Source organism: Micromonospora zhanjiangensis (assembly GCF_042650605.1).
Classification (GTDB): Bacteria; Actinomycetota; Actinomycetes; order Mycobacteriales; family Micromonosporaceae; genus Micromonospora_J; species Micromonospora_J zhanjiangensis.
The window spans coordinates 15,802-35,969 of record NZ_JBHSBN010000013.1 but is presented as its reverse complement, the minus strand read 5'-3'; the positions used below and the strand labels follow the sequence as shown (position 1 = coordinate 35,969).

Sequence of the window (20,168 nt, the reverse complement as noted above, 5' to 3'; positions counted from 1 at the left end):
CACCACACCGGAGCGGGGCGGCGCCGGACCGGGGCGGAACGCATCGCCGTCGGCCGGCGGCCCGCCGCCGGTAGCTTTTCACTAGACCGGTCTGTATATTCCTGGCATGACCAAAGGCCAGGACACCCGGCAACGGGTGGTGCGCACGGCTGCGGAGCTCTTCCAACGGCAGGGCTACCACGCCACCGGCGTCAACCAGATCCTCAGCACCGGCCGGGCGCCGAAGGGATCGCTCTACTTCCACTTTCCCGGCGGCAAGGAGCAGGTGGCCGTCGAGGCGGTGACCGCCTCCGGTGCCGCCCTGGGCGACCGCCTGCGGGCCGCGCTCGACGCGGCCGACCCGGCGGACGGGCTGACCCGGCTCGTCGACCTGCTGGCCGCCGCGCTGGCCGGATCGGACTACGAACAGGGTTGCCCGGTCGCCGGAATCGCCATCGACACGGCGAGCACCAGCGAACCGATCCGGGCGGCCTGCGCCGACGCGTACGGCCGGTGGCTGGAGATCATCGAGACCGCGCTGACCGACTGGGGCGTACCCGTCGACCAGGCCGCGGCGCTGGCGGTGACGCTGTTCTCCGCGCTGGAGGGCGCGCTGCTGCTGGCCCGGGTGCGCCGCGACACCGGGCCGCTGCGCGCCGTCGTCGCGCCGCTCGCCACGCTCATCACCGCCACCGCCACCGCCACCGCCACCGCCACCGACTGACGGGAGACTTCCGATGCGGGTGCACCACCTCAACTGCGCCACCCTGCGTCCGCCCCTGCGGCGGCTGGTCAACGGCACCGGCAAGCTGTTCGAGGCCGGCACGATGGTCTGCCACTGCCTGCTGGTCGAGACCGACGAAGGGCTTGTCCTGGTCGACTCCGGGCTGGGCACGGCCGACGTCCGGGATCCGGTCGGCTCGCTGGGCGGTCGGTTCGTCCGGCTGACCCGGCCGCGGGCGGACCTGCGGGAAACCGCCCGCCACCAGGTCACCGAGCTGGGCTACCGGCCCGAGGACGTCCGGCACATCGTGCTGACCCACCTCGACCTCGACCACGCCGGTGGGATCGTCGACTTCCCCTGGGCGCGGGTGCACGTACACGCCCGGGAACTCGCCGCGGCGACCCGGCCCAGCACCGGGAAGGAGAAGACGGGCCGCTACCGGCCGAACCACTGGGCGCACGGGCCGGACTGGGTGACCTATCCGGACACCAGCGGCGACACCTGGTTCGACCTGCCGGCCGTCCGCCAGCTCGACGGTCTGCCGCCGGAGATCCTGCTGGTGCCGTTGCCCGGACACACCCGGGGGCACACCGGCGTGGCGGTGGACACCGGGCCGACCTGGCTGCTGCACGCCGGTGACGCGTACTTCTTCCACGGCGAGAGCGACCCGGTGCGGCCGCACTCGACGGCGGCCATGTGGGCCTTCCAGCGGTTGATGCAGGTCGACGGGACGGCCCGGCGGGACAGCGCGGCGATGCTGCGGCGACTGCGCGGGGCGCACGGCGACCGGGTCGAGGTGTTCTCCGCGCACGACGCCGTCGAGCTGGCCCGCTACGACCGGTCCGCGCCGACCGCCGCCCGATAAGGGTTTCCTCCGCTCCCGACCCGGCACCCCGGTTACTCGGTCACCAGGGTGCCGGACCGCACTGAGGCACCCGCTCGCCGCGCCCGGGTCCGACCGGCCAAGATAGGTGGCATGCAGTCACACCCGAACGTGCGGGCGGTGCAGGACGCGCTGGACAAGACGGCGGCCCGGGACGGTTCCGGGGCGCCCAGCCAGGTCCGCCTGCTGCCGGACGCCGTGCACACCGCCCAGGCCGCGGCCGACGCGCTCGGCATCGCGGTCGGTCAGATCGCCAACTCGCTGATCTTCAACGCGGACGGCGGTCCGCTGCTGGTGCTCACCTCCGGCGCGCACCGGGTAAACACCGCCGGGTTGGCCGCCCGGCTGGGCGTCGGCACGCTGAAGCGGGCCACCCCGGAGTTCGTCCGGGAACACACCGGGCAGCCGATCGGCGGGGTCGCCCCGCTCGGACACCCGACGCCGGTCCGCACGGTCGTGGACACCGCGCTCGCCGGCTACCACGAGATCTGGGCGGCCGGCGGCGTACCCCGGGCCGTCTTCCCCACCACGTACGACGAACTGGTCCGGGTCACCGGCGGCGAGCCGGCCGAGGTGGCGTGAGCGGGCGGCCCGGCCCGCCAGCCGGCTCCGGCCACGACGGCGGGCCCGGGACCGGCGCGTCGGGCGTACCGGAGCTGGTCACCCTGCACGTCTGGCGGACCGTCCCCGGTGCGCTGCCCCGCGCGCTGCTGCGGATGGCTCGCGACCCGCGCCGGTTGCGGGCCACCCCGGGCGTACGGTTCGGCAAGCTGCTCGGCACCGGGACCGGCACCGGCTTCGGGCCGACCGACGCCGACCCGACCCGGTGGGCCGCCCTGGTGGCCTGGTCGGATCCGGACCGGGCGGCCGGATTCGACGCCACCCCGGTCGGCCGGGCCTGGGCCCGGATCTCGGCCGGCGCGGCCCGGCTGGACCTGCGCCCGCTGACCAGCCGCGGCCGGTGGTCCGGGGTCGAGCCGTTCGGCGAGCCGGCCGGTGGCCGGGCCGACGGGCCGGTGCTGGCGCTGACCCGGGCCCGGTTGCGACCGGCCCGGGCGGTCACCTTCTGGCGGGCGGTCCCGCCGGTCGCCGCCGCGCTGGCCGACGCCCCCGGCCTGCTCACCCGGTTCGGCGTGGGCGAGGCGCCGCTCGGCTGGCAGGGCACGGTCAGCGTCTGGCGCGACGCGCGGGATCTCGTCGAGTTCGCGTACCGTCACCCGGAGCACCGGGCGGCGATCGCCCGGACGCCCACCGAACGCTGGTACGCCGAGGAGTTGTTCGCCCGGTTCGCGGTGCGGGACGCGCACGGCGACCGGACGGTGCTGGGCTGGCCGGCGGACGAGGCGGGACGGTGGGACGGGATGGCGGACGAACGTGGGCAACGGCCGGTCACCGCGACCGCCGACGACGACGGGCCGGCGACGCCGGCGGGAGGCGGACGACGATGAGGTTGGTCCCGTGGACGCCGGACGACCTGACCCGGCGGCTGGACGACGTGGTCACCGTCTACGGCCAGGCGATGGGCTACCGCTCCGACCTGCTGGAGGCCCGCCGCGGCTACATCGCCACCCACGTCCGGCGGCCCGGTTTCCGGGCGGTCGCCACGCTGGCCACCGACGGTCGGCTGGCCGGCTTCGGGTACGGCTACCTCTCCGCGCCCGGCCAGTGGTGGCACGACCAGGTGCACGGCGCGCTCGGTGACGAGGCCCGCAAGAGCTGGCTGACCGACTGTTTCGAGGTGGTCGAGCTGCACGTCCGCCCGCCGGCCCAGGGGCACGGCCTCGGCGCCCGGCAACTCGGCGCGCTGCTGTCGATGACCGAGGCCGGCACCACCCTGCTGTCCACCCCGGAGGCCGACGAGCAGCGTTCCCGGGCCTGGCGGCTCTACCGGCGGTTCGGGTTCGTCGACGTGCTGCGGGACTTCCGGTTCCCCGGCGACGAACGGGACTTCGCCGTACTCGGCCGCGAACTGCCGCTGACCCGACCCGAGTCGTGAGCCGCGGGCGGCTGCCGTGGGCGCTGCTGGCGGTGCTGGTGCTGGCCCAGATCGGCTACCCGCTCACCGGCGGTGACACCCGGGCCGGGCTCACCGTGGTCACCGTGGTCCTGGGTTACCTGCTGTCGGTGGGCCACGCCGCGCTCACCCGCGGGCCGCGGGTGGCCACCGCGCTGGTGCTGGTCACCACCGGGGGTGGCCTCGCCGTGGAGGCGCTGGGGGTGGCCACCGGCGTCCCCTTCGGCACGTACGCCTACTCCGGCGCGCTGGGTCCGAAGCTGCTCGGCGTGCCGCTGGTGATCCCGCTGGCCTGGACCTGGATGGCCTGGCCGGCCTGGCTGGCCGCGGTCCGGCTCACCCGCGGTCCGGCCGCCGTCCGACCCAGCCGCGGTCCGGCGGCGGGGAGGGCGGACGGCGACGCCGGAGGGCCGGCCCGCCTCGCCGGCCGGGTGGGGCTGGCCGGGCTCGGGCTGGCCGCCTGGGACGTGTTCCTGGACCCGCAGATGGTGTCCGAGGGCTACTGGACCTGGCTCGACCCGGGACCTGCGCTGCCCGGGGTGCCCGGCATCCCGGTCGGCAACTACCTCGGCTGGCTGCTGTTCGCGGTGCCGCTGATGGCCCTGCTGCGCCCGGCGGCCGGGCCGGCGGCGGGCCGGTCCGACCCGGCCGACGCCCCGATGTACGCGCTGTACCTGTGGACCTACGCCTCCAGCGTGCTCGCCCACGCGGTCTTCCTGCGGCTGCCCGCCTCGGCGGCCTGGGGAGCGCTGGCGATGGCCACGGTGGCCGTACCGCTGGCCGTGACGCTCGCCCGGTCCGGGCGGTCCGGGCGGCGGCCGGTCCCCCGGCCCGACGCCCGCGCCGGAGCCACCGGGTGAGTCCGCTGCTGGTCGGGGCGCTGGTGGTGGCCGGGGCGGTGGGCGCGTTGAGCGGGCACACGGTGGTCAACGCCGGGCGGTGGCTGCGTCGGCCGGGGCGGCCGGCGGGACCGGTGGACGAGCCGGTGGCGGTGCTGCTGCCGCTGCGCGACGAGGCGGACCGGGTCACCCCGTGCCTGCGGGCGCTGCTGGCCCAGCGGGAGGTACCCCGGCTGGAGATCGTGGTGCTGGACGACGGGTCCACCGACGGCACCGCCGACGTGGTGCGCGCGGTCGCCGCCGGGGACCCGCGGGTCCGGCTGGTCACCGGGTCACCGCCGCCGCCCGGCTGGCTCGGCAAGCCGTACGCCTGCCAGCAGCTCGCCGGGCAGGTCGGGCCGGACGTCACGGCGCTGGTGTTCGTGGACGCGGACGTGGTGCTGGCCCGGGACGCGGTGGCCGCCGCGGTGACCGGGTTGCGCGCCGCCGGGGCGACGCTGCTGTCCCCGTACCCGCGGATCGTGGCCGGCTCGGCGGGTGAGCGGCTGGTCCAGCCGTTGCTGCAGTGGTTGTGGCTCACCTTCCTGCCGCTGCGGGCGATGGAGCGCTCGGCGCGGCCGTCGCTGGCCGCGGCCGGCGGGCAGTTCCTGGTGCTGGACCGGGCCGGTTACGCGCGGGCCGGCGGGCACGCGGCGGTGGCCGACAAGATCCTGGAGGACATCGAGCTGGCCCGGGCGGTGAAACGGTCCGGCGGCCGGATCGCCCTCGCGGACGGATCGCGGCTGGCGTCCTGCCGGATGTACGACTCGTGGGCCGGCCTGCGCGACGGGTACGGCAAGTCGCTGTGGGCGACGTTCGGGTCGCCGGTGGCCGCGACGGCGGTGGTGGCGCTGCTCCTGCTGCTGTACACGGCACCGCCGGTGCTGGCCGGCGCGGCGCTGGTGGCGGGCGAGCCGGTGGCGGCCGGGGTGGCCCTGTCGACCTACCTGCTGGGGGTGGCCGGCCGGCTGGTCAGCGCCCGGGCCACCGGCGGGCGGGGCTGGCCGGACGCATTCGCGCATCCGCTGTCGGTCGCGCTGCTCGGCTGGCTGACCTGGCGGTCGTACCATCTGCGGAGGCGGCGGCGGCTGTTCTGGCGCGGCCGGCCGGTGCTCTGACGTCGCCCGACGCTCGGCGGTGCCGCGGCATCCCGGGGCCGGGGGCGCGGCCCGGCGGCCGGGTCCCGGTGGCGTCCCGCGCCGCCGGACGTCCGGTGCGGCCGGGGCCGGCAGGAGCGACGGCACAGGAGTGGAGGCGACAATGAGCCGGGTGGTCGTTGTCGGCGCCGGGGTGGGCGGGCTCGCCACCGCGGCGCGGTTGGCCGCCGCCGGCCACGAGGTCACCGTGCACGAGCGCGCCGACGTGGTCGGCGGCAAGCTCGGCCGGTACGTCCGGTCGGCCCCCGAGGGCGACTTCCGGTTCGACACCGGGCCGAGCCTGCTGACCCTGCCGCAGGTGTTCGCCGACCTGTTCGAGGCGACCGGCGCCAAGCTCGACGAGTACCTCGACCTGCGGCCGCTCGACCCGATCGTCCGGCACCGGTTCCCGGACGGCGGTGGGCTCGACTCGTGCGCCGACCCGGACGTGTTCGCCGACCGGATCGGGGCGGCGTTCGGTGACCGGGCCGCCGCCGACTGGCGCCGGCTGTGGCGGCGGGCCGGCCGGGTCTGGGCCGCCTCCTGGCGGGACATCCTGCGCAGGCCCGTCGACTCGCCGACGGCGCTGGCCGGGCTGGCCTGGCGACTGGGTGACCTGGCGGCCATCGGACCGGGGCAGACGCTGCGCGGGCTCGGTCGCCGTACGCTGCGTGACCCGCGGCTGCGGATGCTGCTGGACCGGTACGCCACGTACACCGGTGCCGACCCGCGGCGCGCTCCGGCCGCCCTGGTCGCCGTCCCGTACGCCGAGCTGGCCTTCGGCGGCTGGTACCTGGACGGCGGGCTCGGCACCCTGGCCGACGCGCTGCTGTCCCGCTGCCTCGACCTCGGCGTGGTGGTGCAGACCGGCAGCACGGTGACCCGGATCGAGGCCGCCGGCGGCCGGGTGCACGGGGTACGTCTGGCCGGCGCGACCGCCCCCGTACCGGCCGACGTGGTGGTGGCCAACGTGGACGCGCTCACCGTCTACCGGGACCTGCTGCCCACCCCGGCGCGCCTGTCCCGGCTGGCCGACCGCAGCCTGGCCGGCTTCGTGCTGCTGCTCGGGGTCCGCGGATCGACCGGTCTGGCGCACCACAACGTGTTCTTCCCCGACCACCGCCGATACCCGGCGAGCTACGACGCCGAGTTCGACGCGGTGTTCGGCGACCCGGGTCGGGGCGTACCGGCCCGGCCGGCCCCCGACCCGACGGTGTTCGTCACCGTGGCCGACGACCCGGCCGTCCGGCCGGCCGGGCACGAGGCGTGGTTCGTGCTGGTCAACGCCGCCCGGCACGGGCGGGCGCTGGACGCGGTGGACTGGCGCCGGCCGGGCCTGGCCACCGCGTACGCCGACCGGATCCTGGACGTGCTGGCCGCCCGCGGCGTGGACGTCCGGGACCGGCTGGTGTTCCGGGAGATCCGCACCCCGGCCGACCTGGCCCACGCCACCGCCGCGCCGGGCGGGGCGATCTACGGTACGGCCGGCGGCCTGCTCCGGCCGGCCAACCGCACCCCGGCGCGCGGCGTCTTCCTGGTCGGCGGTTCCACCCATCCCGGTGGCGGGCTGCCCATGGTCACCCTGTCGGCCCAGATCGTCGCCGACGCGGTGGGCACGGCCTGAGGGCGGTGCGGCCGGTTGCCGTCGGTGCCCTCGGCCGGTGGGCCGCGCAGCCGGACGGGTCCGGTCAGTTGACGTAGTCGCCGAGGACGGCCGGGGTCAGGCCGGCCTTGTGGATGGCGGTCAGCGCGGCCAGGAAGTCGTCGGCGAACGCCGGCCGGAAGTGCATCAGGATGATGTCGCCAGGCTGCACGGTGTGCCCCTTCTGGTAGCGCACCTTGCCCTTGTCCACCGTCTCGGTCCAGAAGAACGCGGCCTTCATGCCGCAGTCCCGCACCGCCCGCAGGGTGGTGGCGTCCTTGTTGCCGAACGGCGGGCGGAACAGCACCGGCCGGCGGCCGTACCGCTGGGCGAGCCAGTCGGCCGAGCCGCAGATCTCCTTGCGCTGGAACGCGTACGACCGGCCGGTCAGGGACGGGTGGCTGACCGTGTGCGCCTCGATCGTCGCCCCGGCGTCCCGCAGCTTCGTGAAGTAGTCCGGGTTGTCCTTGATCGCGTTGACGGTCAGGAACAGCGTCACCGGCACCTTGGCCCGGGTCAGCAACTCGATCGCCTCGGGCTTCTTGACCCATCCGTCGTCGATGGTCAGGAACGCCACCCGGTCGGTGGTCTGGATGCGGGAGTACCAGCCGGCGGCCGGACCGGGTGGCACGGTCACCGGCGTCGGTGCGGGCGCGGGCGGGAACGCCGGCAGCTTGGCGACGTACCGACCGAGCGGGCCGGGTGGCAGGGGCTGCGCGGCGGCCGGCCGGTCCCCCTCGGCGGCCGGTCCCGACGGGACTGCTCTCGGCAGGCTGATCACGGCGCGGTGCCCGCCGCCCGCACCCGCACAGCCGGCGACCAGCCCGGTCACGGCGAGCAGGACGGCTACGGCGGCGGACCGCCGGCGCGGAACGCGCCCGCGGAGTCCGAACCCGGCGGTGGATGCGAAATTTTCTCCGCGCACCGGCCAAACCTAGCGCCGGTGCGCAAACCGCACTGTCCCGAAAAATGTCGGCCCGGTCACTGCCGGCTTGCCGCCGGATGCCGTCCGAACCTCGCCGGCCCTGACCGGCGGCGGACGGCCGGACGGGTCGGCGGCCGGGTCAGGCCAGGGTGCGGCGGACGGCGGAGAGGAGTTGGCCGAGCCCGAACAGGGCCAGCAGGATCCAGACCGCGACCACCACGGTCGCCGCGCCGGCCGCCAGTTCCGTCCGGATCAGTCCGGCGGCTCCGGCCACCACCAGCCCGACCACGGTGATCGACACCCGGGTCGGCCGCTCGCCCAAGGTCACCGCCCCGATCTCCTTCATCCCGGCCGAGACCGCCCGGGCCCGCACGTACTCGTGCAGCCAGGACAGCGCGCCGGCGGTCACCACCACCACACCGGAGACGCCCACCAGCCAGAACGCGGCCAGCCAGAACGCCTCGCCGACCCGGTCGGCGGTCGAGTCGTACACGTAGCCGAGCCGGCTGGTGCGGCCGGTGACCACGGCCACCGCGCCGTCCACGCTGTCGGCCACCGAGGCCAGCAGGACCAGCAGGGCGCCGACGAACGCGCCGGTCGACGACCGGCCGGCGACGACCGGCACGACGGCGCAGAGCACCAGCCCGACCACGGTCACCGCCGCCGGCGACACCCGCAGCCGACCGAGCAACGCCCCCACCAGGTACGCCATCCGCAGCCAACCCCGTACCACCGGCGCGGCCGTCCGGGGATCGAACCCGCCGTGCAGGCCCGCCCAGGCGGTCGCGTACTCGTCCCAGGTCAGCCGGTTACCCATGGCGGCTCGGCCGTACGACAGCGGGCGGGGCGGTTCACACCCGGGCCTCGGCCCGCAGGTTCTGCCACACCTCACGGGTCGCGGTCGAGCGGTTGAGGGTGATGAAGTGGATGCCGGGCACCCCCTCGTCGAGCAGTCGCCGGCACAGCTCGCCGGCGTGCTCGATGCCCAGCCGGCGGACCGCCTCCGGGTCGTCGGCCACCTCGGCGAACCGGGCCGCCAACCGGGGCGGGAAGGGTGCGCCGGAGAGCTGCTGGGAGCGCTCGATCGTGCCGATCTGGGTGACCGGCATGACACCGGCCACGATCGGGGTGTCGCAGCCGACGGCCGCCACCCGGTCCCGCAGCCGCAGGTAGTCGTCGGCCTCGAAGAACATCTGGGTGATGGCGAACTCCGCCCCGGCCCGGCACTTGCGGACGAAGTAGGCGGTGTCGCTGTCGATGTCGGGCGAGCGCGGGTGCTTGAACGGGAACGCCGCCACCCCGACGTTGAAGTCACCCGCCTCGCGGACCAGCCGGACCAGGTCCTCCGCGTACCGCACACCCTCCGGGTGCGCGACCCACTCCCCCGTCGGGTCGCCCGGCGGGTCACCGCGCAGGGCGAGCACGTTGTGCACCCCGGCCCCGGCGAGCCGGCCGATCACGTTACGCAGCTCGGCGACCGAGTGGTTGACGGCGGTCAGGTGCGCCATCGGCAGCAGCGTCGTCTCGGTCGCGATCCGCTCGGTCACCGCGACCGTGGTGTCCCGGGTCGACCCGCCCGCGCCGTAGGTGATCGAGACGAAGGACGGCCGCAGCGGCTCCAACTCCCGGATCGCCTGCCACAGCAGTTGCTCGCCCTTGTCGGTCTTGGGGGGAAAGAACTCGAACGAGAAGGTCGGCCGGGACCCACGGATCAGGTCCCCGATCGCCGGCTGCGAGTTGGGAAGGACAGAGGGAAGACCGAGCGCCACCCGCCAACCCTACCGGCCCGGGGCCCCTGTGACGCGTACCTTCCCGCCCACCGGGCACCACGAGTCGCGCCGCCCTCCGCACCCGGGAACGCGGCGGCGTCGCGGGTACGCCAGGGACGTCAAACCGCCCGATGAGGTCGCTGACGTACCCGCGACCGGCCGCACCACGTCGAGCGGACCCGGCGGACGGGGCATGGGGTGGGATGGGCGGCCCGACGACCGGATAGCGTCAGGGCGTGACCGAAGCTGCCTCCGTACCGTCGGCTGGACAGACCGCCGCACCGTCCGCCGACCACGCCCCCGGGCCGCCGGCCGACCACGCCGGGCCGGTGGTCGACCGGGCCGGTCTGCGTCAGCGGGTGGACAAGGCGCTGACCGGGTTCCTCGCCGACCAGCGCCGGCGGATGGCCGACATCGACGACTCGCTGCTGCCGGTCGCCGAGGCGCTGGAGGCGTTCGTGCTGCGCGGCGGCAAGCGGCTGCGGCCGGCGTTCGCCTACTGGGGGTACCGCGGCGCGGGCGGCGGGGACTCGGACCAGCTGGTCGCCACCCTGGCCGCGCTGGAGTTCGTACAGGCCAGCGCGCTGATCCACGACGACCTGATCGACCGGTCGGACACCCGCCGGGGCGAGCCGGCGATCCACCGCCGGTTCGCCGGCCGGCACCGGGCCGCCGGATGGGTGGGCGACCCGGACGCCTTCGGGGACGCGGCGGCGATCCTGCTCGGCGACCTGTGCCTGGTCTGGTCGGACGAACTGCTGCACACCGGCGGCCTGGACCCGGCCACGGTGGCGCGGGCCCGGCCGGTGTTCGACCGGATGCGCGGCGAGGTGACCATCGGCCAGTACCTGGACGTGGTCACCCAGGCCAGCGCGGACACCTCGGTCGAGCGGGCGAGCATGGTGGCCCGCTACAAGTCGGCCAAGTACACCGTCGAGCGCCCGCTGCTGCTGGGCGCGGCGCTGGCGGACGCCCCGGAACCGGTCACCGTCGCCTACTCCGGCTACGGGCTGCCGCTCGGTGAGGCGTTCCAGTTGCGGGACGACATCCTCGGGGTCTTCGGCGACCCGGGGCAGACCGGCAAGCCGGCCGGCGACGACCTGCGCGAGGGCAAGCGGACGTTCCTGGTCGCCGCGGCGCTGTCGGCCGCCGGGCCGACGGGCCGCGAGTTGTTCGACCGCTGGCTCGGCCGGCCCGACCTGGACCAGGACACGGTCCGCCGACTGCGCGAGGTGATCACCGACAGCGGCGCGCTGCGCCGTACGGAACAGCGGATCGCCGAGCTGACCGAGGCGGCGCTCGCCGCGTTGGAGCAGGCGGAACTGGAACCGGAGGGCCGCCGGGTGCTGGTCGACCTGGCCTTCGTGGCCACCCGCCGCACGGACTGACCGCCCGCGGTGACCGAGCGGCGACGGTCCCGGCCACGGGTGGCCGGACCCCGACGGCTGCGCGTGGCGGGGCTGGTCGGCAGCGTGCTGATGGCCGCCGGGGCGTACCGGGCCGGGGCGTTGCCGGGCGGCGACCCGACCGGTACGGCGTACCGGTGGGGTCTGGTCGTGTGGTTGATCGGGCTGGTGACGCTGTCGGCGGCGTGGTGGCGGCTCGGCGTCCCGCTCCGGACCGGCGGACCGGTACCGGACGGCGGCCCGGCGCGGGCCGGCGGCATGGTGCCGGCGTCGCGGTGGCTGTTGGTGACCGGCGCGTGCTGGGCGCTGCCGCTGCTGGTGGCGCCGCCGACCGCCAGCCGCGACCTCTACTCGTACGCCTGTCAGGGCGCGTTGTGGCTGGACGGGGTCGACCCGTACAGCGTCGGGGTGGCCGACGGCGGCTGCCGGTGGACCGACGCGGTGCCGGTGCTGTGGCAGCACACCCCGACGCCGTACGGGCCGCTCGCGGTCGCCCTGTCCGGCGCGGCGGTGGCCGTCGCCCGGACCGTGGCCGGCGCCGCGGACCCGCAGTTGCTCGTCACGGTGGGCCTGCTGCGGGTGGTCGCGCTGGCCGGCGCGGCGCTGGTGGCCGGGTTCCTCCCCCGGTTGGCCCGGGCCTGCGGCGTCGACCCCCGGACGGCGCTCTGGTTGGGCCTGCTCTCCCCGCTGGTCGCCGTGCACCTGGTGTCCGGCGCGCACAACGACGGGTTGGTGATCGGCCTGGTGGTCGCCGCGCTGGCCCTGGTGGCCGACCCCGGCCGCACCCCCGACGAGGACCGGCCGCCGACCGCCGACGGCCCACGGCCGGTCACCTCGGACGGCACCGCTACGGGCAGCCCGGTCGGCGGGCCGGGTGCCGGTGGGCGGCCGGCGGTCGGCACGGATCGGACCGGCGTCGGCTGGTCGGCCGTGGCCGGGGTGCTGCTCGGGCTGGCCGTGGCGGTGAAGGTGACGGCGCTGGTGGCGGTGCCGTTCGCGATCATGCTGGCGGTGCTCGGCCGGCGGCCCCGCGCCGTGCGGCGGGCGGCGGCCGCGGTCGGCGGTGGCGTGCTGCTCACGTTCGCGGTCCTGAGCCTGGCCACCGACCTCGGGCTCGGCTGGGTGGGCGCGCTGTCCGGCACCGGCTCGCTGGTGCAGTGGACGTCGCTGCCGACCGGGGTGGGGATGGCGGTGGGTTACCTGTTCCGGCTGCTCGGGCAGCCGGCGGCGGTGGACCCGGCGGTGGCGGTGGCCCGGCTGGCCGGCCTGGTGGCGCTGGCCGGCATCTGCGCGCTCCTGCTGTTCCGGGCCGGCCGGGCGACGCTCCGCGCGGTCCGGATGCCTGGCCCGGTGGAACCGGCTGGCTCGGCCGGTGTCGACCCGGGCTTGGCCGGTGTCGGTCCGGGCTCGGCCGGTGTCGACCCGGGCTCGGCCGGGCCGACCGGCGTGGCAGAGGTCACCGTTGACGGTCCGGCGTCCCGCACCGCCGCGCGGCGGGTCGTGGTGACGGCCTGCGGGGTGACGTTCGCGGCGTTGGCGGTGCTGTCGCCGGTCTTCTACCCCTGGTACGCGCTGGTGCCGTTCGCCGTGCTCGCCGCCGGGGTGGCCGATCCGCGGTGGGTCCGCCGACTGGCGGCGGCGACGCTGGGGCTGGCCCTCCTGGTGCTGCCGGACGGGCTGGGTCTCGCGGTCCGCACCAAGCTGCCGGGTGCCCTGCTGGACGTCGTGCTGCTGGTGCTGCTGGTGGTGGCCGCCGCGCGGGCGGTGCGCTCCGGCGCCGCCCGTCGGCTGTGCGACGGTCCGCCCCACTGACCGACCGGACCCGTCAACCCTCCGGCCACCGAACCGCCCGGACCACGTCCCACGAGCATCAGTCGGAAAACTGTCCGACACGCCGAGGGCTGGGCAGTTTCACGACTGATGCTCGTGGTCGGGCTCCGGACGACCACCGGCCGGCGGCCCGCCGGGCCGACGGGCCAACAGGCGCAGCAGCGGGCTGTTCTCCCCGGCGACCGGGCCACGCTGCACGCCGCGCCGCCCGAGCCAGACCCACACCGACAGGGTGAGCAGGACCAGGGCGAACCCGAAGAACAGATCCTCCACCGGCGCGTACACGATGCGCAGGCCGATGATCGCGGCCGGGTCGTACCGGACGATGTCCCGACCGGTCAGGATGCCGTTGGAGATCAACTGGAAGAAGATGATGATCGGGTAGGTGGCCCAGAAGACCGGCCGGCGGACCAGCCGGGTGCGCAGCACCAGCAGGTCCACGGCCACCGCACCGAGCACGCCCAGCAGCGCCGCGACGGTGTACGTCACGAGCGTCCCCGATCCGCTCCGCCGGTGGCCGACCCGTTCGCGGCCGGCGGCGGCTCACCCCCCGACGGCGGTGGCTCGTCCCCGGCGGGCCAGCCGCGGACCGCGCGGACCGCCTCGAAGCCGAGGATCGCGCAGACCGGTACGGCCACGAAGAACAGCACCTCGTCCAGCGGCAACCCGCCGGGCAGCAGCACCCCGGTGGTCTGCTCCGGGTCGAAGGTCCAGTGCCCGGCGGCGATGGCGGCCAGGTCCCAGAGCGCGAAGACCAGCACCACCGGCAGCAGGGTGAGCAGCAGCCGGCGCCAGCGGCGCAGCACGTTGACCCGGAGCACCGGTTCCAGCCACAGCGCGGCGACCAGACAACCGGCCAGGACCGCCAGATAGGCGAAATGCCGCATCGCTTCCGATTTTCCGGTCAGAAGCCCAGCGCCTGCGCCCGGCGCTTCACCTCGCGGGCGCGATCCCCGCCGAGCGCCTCGGCCGGCGTGCCGGGCAGGGTGTCGTCCGGCTCGTAGAGCCAGTGCAGCATCTCGTCGTCGTCGTACCCGGCGTCGCGCAGCAGGGTGAGGACGCCGGGCAGGTGCTTGCGTACGGTGGCGTTCGCCACCAGTTCGACCGGTACCCGGCGGATGCCGTCCCGGCGGACCGCGATGAGCTCCCGTTCGCGGATCATCTGGTGGACCTTGCTGATCGTCACGTCGAGTCGCTCGGCGACGTCGGGCAGGGTCAGCCAGTCGGCGGGGCCGGTCTGGGCGGGGCCGGAACCGGTTGCCCCGGCGGGTCGTGAATCGTTCACCTGGCAACCCTGCCATGCCGACCGGGCCGGACACCAACGACACCCGATCCACGGGCCGGCGACACCGCCACCCGGAGGCCGGCGACGGCGTACCGCCGGTGCCGACCCGGCACCCCTGCTGACCGGCCCGGATTTTCCCGGGGTGTCGGCTGTGGCATCCTGTTCTGCCGCCACCCTCTGGAGACATAGACTGCCTGCCGATGGACATTCAGGTCGCCGACACGTTACTGGGATCGCTGATCGACGGGCGCTACCGCATCCGCGGTCGGGTCGCCCGTGGAGGCATGGCGACCGTGTACACGGCCACGGACGAGCGCCTGGAGCGCACCGTGGCCCTCAAGATCCTTCACCCGAGTCAGGCGCGGGACGCGCAGACCCGGCTGCCCGGCTTCCTGGAGCGGTTCACCGACGAGGCCAAGACCATCGCCCGGCTGACCCACCCCAACGTGGTGGCGGTCTACGACCAGGGCACCCACGCCGGCCTGCCCTACCTGGTGATGGAGTACGTCCGCGGGCGTACCCTGCGTGACCTGCTGGGCGAGCGGCGCCGGCTGCAGCCCGCCGAGGCGCTGGCGATCCTGGAGCAGATGCTCGCCGCGATCGCCGCCGCGCACCGGGCCGGCCTGGTGCACCGGGACGTGAAGCCGGAGAACGTGCTGGTCGCCGAGGCACCCAGCGGTGGGTCCGGCAACCTGATCGACAGCGTGGTCAAGGTGGCCGACTTCGGGCTGGCCCGGGCGGTCGAGGCGAGCGCCGAGGACGAGAACGGCGGCAAGCTGATGGCCACCGTGGCGTACGTCGCGCCGGAGTTGGTCACCGACGGGCACGCCGACCCGCGGACCGACGTCTACGCGGCCGGCATCGTGCTGTTCGAGATGCTCACCGGCCGGGTGCCGTACGACGGTGACCGGGCCGTCGACGTGGCCTGGCAGCACGTCGACCGGGACGTACCGCGGCCCTCGACGCTGGTGCCGGGCCTGCCGCCGGCGCTGGACGAGCTGGTCGCCCGGGCCACCCGGCGCGATCCCGGCGCCCGCCCGACGGACGCCGGCGCGCTGCTGGCCGAGGTGCAGGTGGCCCGGGACGACCTGGGCAGTGTGTCCAGCGCCGAGACCGCGGTGCTGCGCAAGGTGGACCAGCCCACGATGATCGTGTCCGCGCTGGCCGGTCCCGGCACCGGGGCCGGCGGCGGCGAGCGGCCGAGCTGGGCCCGGCTGCCCGGACCGGCCGAGCGGACCCAGCCGGGCCGGCGCCGCGCCGAACCGCAGCGTGCGGAGAGCCTGACCGACCGGGTACGCACCGTCTGGGCCCAGTTGATGGCCGACCGGCGCGGCCGGCGGGCCGTGCTGGCCGGCCTGGTGGTGCTCGGCCTGGTCGTCGCCCTGGGCGGCTGGTGGTTCGGCATCGGCCGCTACACGGTGGCGCCGCAACTGGTCAGCATGACGAAGGCGCAGGCCGAGGCCCAGGCCGAGAAGGCGGGCTTCACCATCGCTCTCGGCACCCCCCGCTACGACGAGAAGGCCGCCAAGGACGTCGTGCTCGCCCAGACCCCGGCCACCGGGGACCGGATCGTGAAGGGCAGCACCATCACCCTGGTGCTGTCGCTCGGCCCGGAGCGCTACGAGGTGCCGGACGTCACCGGGAAGACCTTCGACCTGGCCGAGGCCGATCTGCAGCAGCTGCGGCTCACCGTGGTCCGCGGACCGGACCAGTACAACGACAACCTGCCGGCCGGCGTGGTGACCGCCGTCGACCCCAAGGTCGGCAGCCAGGTCAAGCCGGGCGACAAGATCACCGTGACGGTGAGCAAGGGCCGGGCGCCACTGTCCGTCCCGCCGCTGGCCGGCAAGAACATCAACGATGCGCGGAACGCCCTGGCCCAGCTCGGCCTGACGCCGGTCGAGGAGTACGTCGACTCGGACAAGCCCAAGGACGAGGTGATCAGCCAGAGCCCGGCGGACGGCACCGGGGTGGAGAAGGGCGCCGAGGTCAAGCTCAAGGTCAGCAAGGGCCCGCCGGCCGTCGCGGTGCCGCGGGTGGTGGACCTGCCCTGCCCGCAGGCCCAGCAGACGCTCCAGGGCCAGGGGCTCGCTCCGGTCCCGCAGGGCAACCCGAACGGCGTGGTCCGGTTCCAGAACCCGGCGGAGAACACCCCCGTGCCGCCGGGCTCCCAAGTCACCATCGTGTGCCTGTGATCACCCCGATCGGCTCGCACACGCCCACCTCGGGCGGCCTGGCCCGGGCGGCCCTGCCGTACGCCGACGCGGCCGGCTCCGGCGTGATACAGGTCTACGTGAGCAACTCCCGGGGCTGGGCGCTGCCGGCCGGTGACCCGGTGCAGGACGCGCAGTTCCGGGCCGGCTGTTCCGCCCGGGGCATTCCCGTCTACATCCACGCCTCGTTGCTGGTCAACCTGGGCTCACCGACACCGGAGACGGTCCGGCGGTCGACCGAGACGCTGGCTCACGCGCTGCGCCGGGGCGCCGCGATCGGCGCCGCCGGGGTGGTGTTCCACGCCGGCAGCGCGGTGGACGCCGGGTACGCCGAGGCGGCCATGCGACAGGTACGCGAGGCGCTGCTGCCGCTGCTGGACGGGATCGACGCCACCGGCGGGCCGCGGCTGCTGGTCGAGCCCAGCGCCGGTGGCGGCCGGTCGTTGGCCTCCCGGGTGGAGCACCTGGGGCCGTACCTGGACGCCGTGGACCGGCACCCGGCGCTGGGGGTCTGCTTCGACACCTGCCACGCCTGGGCCGCCGGTCACGACCTGGCCGTCGCGGGTGGGATGACCGCGACCCTGGACGCGCTGGTCGAGACGGTCGGCGCCGGACGGCTGCGGCTGGTGCACGCCAACGACTCGAAGGATCCGTGCGGCTCGACCCGGGACCGGCACGAGAACATCGGCCGGGGCGCCATCGGCGAGGCCCCGTTCGCCGAGCTGATGCGCCATCCCGCCGTGGCCGGGGTGCCGGTCGTGGTGGAGACGCCCACCGAGAAGCACGCCGGCCACGCCGCCGACATCGCCACCCTCAAGCGGCTGCATCCCTGACCGGCCGAGCGGCGCCCGGACCACCGCTCCGGCGGCGGCCGCCGGGTCCGAATGCCGCCGATCCGGTCCGGTCCGCCGTGGCCGGCGTCGCGTCAGCCGCGCAGGACGGTGGTGAGCACCTCGATCGCCCGGTCCACCCCGGCGTCGTCCAGGTCGAGGTGGGTGACCAGCCGCGCGGTACGCGGGCCCAGCACCGAGATCAGCACGCCCTCGGCCCGGGCGGCGGCGGCCAGGGCCGGCGCGTCGAGCGGGTGCTTGGTCAGGTCGAGCGGGACGAGGTTGGTCCGCACCGGCGTGGCCAGCACCCCGTACGGGGCGACGGCCTCGGCCAGCCGGGCTGCGCGGGCGTGGTCTGTGCCGAGCCGGTCCACGTGGTGTGCCAGGGCGTACCGGCCGGCGGCGGCGAGGATGCCGACCTGCCGCATCCCGCCGCCCAGCCGCTTGCGGACCAGCCGGGCCCGGGCGATCTTCTCGGCGCTGCCGACCACGAGCGAGCCGACCGGGGCGCCGAGTCCCTTGGACAGGCAGACCGACAGGGTGTCGAAGAGCGCGCCGTACTCGGCCAGCGGCACGCCGTCGGCGACGTGCGCGTGCCAGATCCGGGCGCCGTCGCAGTGCACGGCCAGGTCGTGCTCGTCGGCGATCCGGCGCAGCTCACGCAGGGTGGCCAGCGGGATCACCCCACCGCCGCCCCGGTTGTGGGTCTGCTCGACGGCGATCGCCCGGGTTGGCACCGCGAAGTAGCCGTCCGGCCGGACCATCCGGGCCACCACGTCGGGGTCCAGCTCCGCGCCGAGAGCGGGCCAGGTCCGCGCGGAGATCCCGCCGTACGCGGCTGCGGCGCCCAGCTCGTACGTCACCACGTGCGCGTCGGCGTCGCAGAGCAGCTCCTCGCCGCGCGGTACGACCAGTTGCAGGGCGATCTGGTTGGCCATCGACCCGGTCGGGGCGAACAGCGCCGCCTCGTGCCCGAACAGCGCGGCGACCTCGGCCTCCAGCGCGGCCACGGTCGGGTCCTCGCCGAACACGTCGTCGCCGACCTCGGCGTCGGCCATCGCCGCCCGCATCGCGGCCGTGGGCCGGGTCACCGTGTCGGACCGCAGGTCCACCGGCCCGGCTCCCCCGCCGGCGGCACCGGCCGGTCCCGTCGCGGCAGCGGTGTCGGAGCCGCCGCCGGCGAGCTGCGGCGCCGGCTCAGCCACGGAGCATCTCCGCCACCAGGAAGGCCAGTTCCAGCGACTGCTGGGTGTTCAGCCGCGGGTCGCAGGCGGTCTCGTAGCGGTCGGGCAGGTCGAGGTCCTCGATGCCCTGGGCGCCGCCGAGGCACTCGGTGACGTTCTCCCCGGTCAGCTCGACGTGCAGGCCGCCCGGGTGGGTCTGCAGGCCGCGGTGCACCTCGAAGTAGCCGAGCACCTCGTCGACGATCCGGTCGAAGTGCCGGGTCTTGTAGCCGTTTGACGACTCGTGGGTGTTGCCGTGCATCGGGTCGCACTGCCAGACCACCTTGGCGCCGGCCGCGGCGACCTTGGCCACGATCGGTGGCAGCGCGTCGCGCACCTTGTGGTTGCCCATCCGGCTGATCAACGTGAGCCGGCCCGGGATGTTGTCCGGGTTGAGCTTCTCGCACAGCTCGATCGCCTCGTCCGGCGAGGTGGTCGGGCCGAGCTTCACGCCGATCGGGTTGGCCACCCGGGAGATGAAGTCGATGTGCGCCCCGTCGAGCTGCCGGGTCCGCTCGCCCACCCAGAGGAAGTGCCCGGACAGCCCGTACGCCCGGCCGTCGGAGACCCGGGTGAGCGCCCGGTCGTACTCCAGGGCGAGCGCCTCGTGCGAGCAGAACAGGGTGACCGTGCGCAGCGCCTCGTTGTCGGTCATGCCGCAGGCCCGCATGAAGGCCAGGGCGCGGTCGATCTCCCGGGCGATCGCCTCGTAGCGCTCGCCGGCCGGGGAGTCCTTCACGAAGCCCTTGTTCCAGTCGTGCACGGCGTGCAGGTCGGCCAGCCCGCCGCCGATGTAGGCGCGCAGCATGTTCATCGCGGCGGCCGAGTTGGCGTACGCCCGGATCATCCGCTGCGGGTCGGCGACCCGGGCCTCCGGCGTCGCCTCCAGCGAGTTGATCATATCGCCGCGGTACGCCGGCAGGCCGCGGGCGTCGGTCGGCAGCGACCGGGGCTTGGTGTACTGCCCGGCCACCCGGGCCACCTTGACCACCGGCAGCGACGCGCCGTAGGTCAACACGACCGCCATCTGCAGCAGTGTCCGGGCGTTGGCCAGCAGGTGGCTCTCGGTGTTGTCGGTGAAGGTCTCGGCACAGTCGCCGCCCTGCAGCAGGAACGCCTTGCCCTCGCAGACCAGGGCCAGCCGGACCCGCAGCAGGTCGACCTCGTAGGGCGCGACCACGGACGGCACCGTGTCGAGCACCTTGCACACCTGGTCGACGGCGGCCTGGTCGGGCCATGGCGGGGTCTGCGCCCGGGGCAGCTCGCGCCATCGGTCCAGGCCCAACGCCTCGTCCTCGGCCGTGTTGTCGGTCGGGCGGCTGGTCTGGAGTCCGGGGTTCCCCACCGAGGGGTAGCTCAACTGATGCCACTCATGGCGCATGTCTGAAAGCGTACGGCGACCGCCCCGGCGGGGTTCCGGCGAGGGGGATC

19 protein-coding genes and 1 pseudogene are annotated in these 20,168 nt (G+C 75.3%); 12 read left to right on the top strand and 8 right to left on the bottom strand.

What is annotated here, in order from left to right:
• Positions 1 to 106: 106 nt before the first annotated feature.
• The 8 genes and pseudogenes from ACFOX0_RS19205 to ACFOX0_RS19170 all read left to right on the top strand — a co-directional run bounded on the left by ACFOX0_RS19205 (position 107) and on the right by ACFOX0_RS19170 (position 7,238).
• The gene (locus ACFOX0_RS19205) at positions 107 to 703 is read left to right on the top strand and encodes a TetR/AcrR family transcriptional regulator (RefSeq protein ID WP_377547775.1); all 597 of its coding nucleotides are present in this window, start codon (positions 107 to 109) and stop codon (positions 701 to 703) included.
• A 13-nt stretch (positions 704 to 716) separates the two neighbouring features.
• On the top strand, positions 717 to 1,568 hold the full coding sequence (locus ACFOX0_RS19200; RefSeq protein ID WP_377547772.1) for an MBL fold metallo-hydrolase: 852 nt from the start codon (positions 717 to 719) through the stop codon (positions 1,566 to 1,568).
• Positions 1,569 to 1,679: 111 nt separating this feature from the next.
• Positions 1,680 to 2,168, top strand: a complete 489-nt coding sequence (locus tag ACFOX0_RS19195; RefSeq protein ID WP_377547770.1) for a YbaK/EbsC family protein — start codon at positions 1,680 to 1,682, stop codon at positions 2,166 to 2,168.
• 74 nt (positions 2,169 to 2,242) lie between these two features.
• Positions 2,243 to 2,926 (top strand): annotated as a pseudogene (locus ACFOX0_RS19190) (monooxygenase); the annotation flags it as partial.
• A 104-nt stretch (positions 2,927 to 3,030) separates the two neighbouring features.
• Complete coding sequence (locus ACFOX0_RS19185; RefSeq protein WP_377547767.1) at positions 3,031 to 3,582, top strand: GNAT family N-acetyltransferase; 552 nt, start codon at positions 3,031 to 3,033, stop codon at positions 3,580 to 3,582.
• Positions 3,579 to 4,460: a carotenoid biosynthesis protein gene (locus ACFOX0_RS19180; protein WP_377547764.1), complete on the top strand. Its 882-nt coding sequence runs from the start codon at positions 3,579 to 3,581 to the stop codon at positions 4,458 to 4,460. The genes ACFOX0_RS19185 and ACFOX0_RS19180 overlap by 4 nt, the downstream gene beginning before the upstream one ends.
• A gap of 8 nt (positions 4,461 to 4,468) precedes the next feature.
• Positions 4,469 to 5,596 (top strand): glycosyltransferase, encoded by a 1,128-nt coding sequence (locus ACFOX0_RS19175; RefSeq protein ID WP_377548031.1) that lies wholly within the window; start codon positions 4,469 to 4,471, stop codon positions 5,594 to 5,596.
• A gap of 142 nt (positions 5,597 to 5,738) precedes the next feature.
• The gene (locus ACFOX0_RS19170) at positions 5,739 to 7,238 is read left to right on the top strand and encodes a phytoene desaturase family protein (RefSeq protein WP_377547762.1); all 1,500 of its coding nucleotides are present in this window, start codon (positions 5,739 to 5,741) and stop codon (positions 7,236 to 7,238) included.
• A gap of 64 nt (positions 7,239 to 7,302) precedes the next feature.
• Here the strand turns inward: ACFOX0_RS19170 and ACFOX0_RS19165 are convergent, their stop codons facing one another.
• The 3 genes from ACFOX0_RS19165 to metF all read right to left on the bottom strand — a co-directional run bounded on the left by ACFOX0_RS19165 (position 7,303) and on the right by metF (position 9,950).
• Entirely contained in the window at positions 7,303 to 8,181 is an 879-nt protein-coding gene (locus ACFOX0_RS19165; RefSeq protein ID WP_377547760.1) for a polysaccharide deacetylase family protein, read from the bottom strand.
• Between the two features lie 139 nt (positions 8,182 to 8,320).
• Positions 8,321 to 8,998, bottom strand: coding sequence for a CDP-alcohol phosphatidyltransferase family protein (locus tag ACFOX0_RS19160; protein ID WP_377547758.1), 678 nt, complete (start codon positions 8,996 to 8,998; stop codon positions 8,321 to 8,323).
• A 34-nt stretch (positions 8,999 to 9,032) separates the two neighbouring features.
• Entirely contained in the window at positions 9,033 to 9,950 is a 918-nt protein-coding gene (gene metF / locus ACFOX0_RS19155) for a methylenetetrahydrofolate reductase [NAD(P)H] (protein WP_377547755.1), read from the bottom strand.
• Positions 9,951 to 10,354: 404 nt separating this feature from the next.
• Here metF and ACFOX0_RS19150 point away from each other — a divergent pair, with 404 nt between their 5' ends.
• Together ACFOX0_RS19150 and mptB are read left to right on the top strand one after the other, a co-directional pair.
• Entirely contained in the window at positions 10,355 to 11,338 is a 984-nt protein-coding gene (locus ACFOX0_RS19150) for a polyprenyl synthetase family protein (RefSeq protein WP_377548029.1), read from the top strand.
• Between the two features lie 9 nt (positions 11,339 to 11,347).
• Positions 11,348 to 13,168, top strand: coding sequence for a polyprenol phosphomannose-dependent alpha 1,6 mannosyltransferase MptB (gene mptB, locus ACFOX0_RS19145; protein WP_377547753.1), 1,821 nt, complete (start codon positions 11,348 to 11,350; stop codon positions 13,166 to 13,168).
• 99 nt (positions 13,169 to 13,267) lie between these two features.
• Here mptB and ACFOX0_RS19140 read toward each other — a convergent pair whose 3' ends face one another.
• Genes ACFOX0_RS19140 through ACFOX0_RS19130 form a run of 3 tightly spaced genes read right to left on the bottom strand, consistent with a single transcriptional unit; the run spans position 13,268 to position 14,471 of the window.
• Entirely contained in the window at positions 13,268 to 13,675 is a 408-nt protein-coding gene (locus tag ACFOX0_RS19140; protein WP_377547750.1) for a lycopene cyclase domain-containing protein, read from the bottom strand.
• Positions 13,672 to 14,073, bottom strand: a complete 402-nt coding sequence (locus ACFOX0_RS19135) for a lycopene cyclase domain-containing protein (RefSeq protein WP_377547748.1) — start codon at positions 14,071 to 14,073, stop codon at positions 13,672 to 13,674. The genes ACFOX0_RS19140 and ACFOX0_RS19135 overlap by 4 nt, the downstream gene beginning before the upstream one ends.
• A 17-nt stretch (positions 14,074 to 14,090) precedes the next feature.
• Complete coding sequence (locus ACFOX0_RS19130; RefSeq protein ID WP_377547746.1) at positions 14,091 to 14,471, bottom strand: Rv2175c family DNA-binding protein; 381 nt, start codon at positions 14,469 to 14,471, stop codon at positions 14,091 to 14,093.
• A 200-nt stretch (positions 14,472 to 14,671) separates the two neighbouring features.
• Here ACFOX0_RS19130 and pknB point away from each other — a divergent pair, with 200 nt between their 5' ends.
• Together pknB and ACFOX0_RS19120 are read left to right on the top strand one after the other, a co-directional pair.
• Entirely contained in the window at positions 14,672 to 16,666 is a 1,995-nt protein-coding gene (gene pknB, locus ACFOX0_RS19125) for a Stk1 family PASTA domain-containing Ser/Thr kinase (RefSeq protein ID WP_377547745.1), read from the top strand.
• Positions 16,666 to 17,517 carry a deoxyribonuclease IV gene (locus tag ACFOX0_RS19120; RefSeq protein ID WP_377548027.1) on the top strand — a complete coding sequence of 284 codons (852 nt, stop codon included), beginning with the start codon at positions 16,666 to 16,668 and terminating at the stop codon, positions 17,515 to 17,517. Before pknB ends, ACFOX0_RS19120 begins: the two co-directional genes overlap by 1 nt.
• Positions 17,518 to 17,609: 92 nt before the next feature.
• Here the strand turns inward: ACFOX0_RS19120 and ACFOX0_RS19115 are convergent, their stop codons facing one another.
• Both ACFOX0_RS19115 and ACFOX0_RS19110 read right to left on the bottom strand, forming a co-directional pair.
• Positions 17,610 to 18,626, bottom strand: coding sequence for a threonine aldolase family protein (locus tag ACFOX0_RS19115; protein ID WP_377548024.1), 1,017 nt, complete (start codon positions 18,624 to 18,626; stop codon positions 17,610 to 17,612).
• A gap of 85 nt (positions 18,627 to 18,711) precedes the next feature.
• Positions 18,712 to 20,118, bottom strand: a complete 1,407-nt coding sequence (locus ACFOX0_RS19110) for a class II 3-deoxy-7-phosphoheptulonate synthase (RefSeq protein ID WP_377547743.1) — start codon at positions 20,116 to 20,118, stop codon at positions 18,712 to 18,714.
• Positions 20,119 to 20,168 lie beyond the last annotated feature (50 nt).